The 517-nt window shown below is 33.7% G+C and carries 1 protein-coding gene; it reads right to left on the bottom strand.

Features of this window, described 5'->3' with window-relative positions; translation table 11 throughout:
* Positions 1-77: 77 nt before the first annotated feature.
* A complete protein-coding gene (locus tag ASJ81_RS15040; RefSeq protein WP_245860195.1) occupies positions 78-353 on the bottom strand; it encodes a helix-turn-helix transcriptional regulator in 276 nt (91 codons plus the stop codon).
* Between the last annotated feature and the right edge of the window lie 164 nt (positions 354-517).

The following is a 517-nucleotide window of genomic DNA, read 5'->3' as shown; positions in this document are numbered from 1 at the left end:
TATATTTGTGGAGTTGCTAAAAACAATGTGGTAAAAGCCAACTGCGTAACTCCTATATGTAATTTTTAACTTGACTATTAATTTTCATCATTTTTTTCCTCCTCATAAATGAAGATTTCTTCAATTGTAGTGTTGAAATATCTGGCAAGTTTAAAGGCTAAAATGATAGACGGGTTATATCGTCCGTTTTCCAGGGAACCTATTGTTTGCCTGGAAACTTCCAGTGCTTCAGCAAGTTCTTCCTGCTTGATTCCTTTTTGTTTTCGTAATATTTCCAGCCTATTTTTCAAACTTGGATCTCCCTTAATGGAAAGCTTACTTTCCATGCACTTAATGGTATCGCTCTCAAACATGTAATGCGCACTTTCCATAATCCCGTAACAATAGAAAAATGTCAAATTTCAATGGTTGTCCAGCCAACTGCAAATTTTGATTATTCGTATCCTCTTCAAATTCAATGGTTTTTCAACCGCATAAAAAATATAATAGTTTTTCCATTTTCCCTTATCATATTTTG

The sequence above is a fragment of the Methanosarcina spelaei genome (assembly GCF_002287235.1).
Taxonomy (GTDB): Archaea; Halobacteriota; Methanosarcinia; order Methanosarcinales; family Methanosarcinaceae; genus Methanosarcina; species Methanosarcina spelaei.
This window is presented reverse-complemented; position numbering and strand designations above follow the sequence as displayed.

What these genes read in the sequence shown, in the direction of transcription:
- ASJ81_RS15040 (WP_245860195.1), bottom strand. Translation starts at nt 353, where the DNA reads ATGTTTGAGAGCGATACCATTAAGTGCATGGAAAGTAAGCTTTCCATT.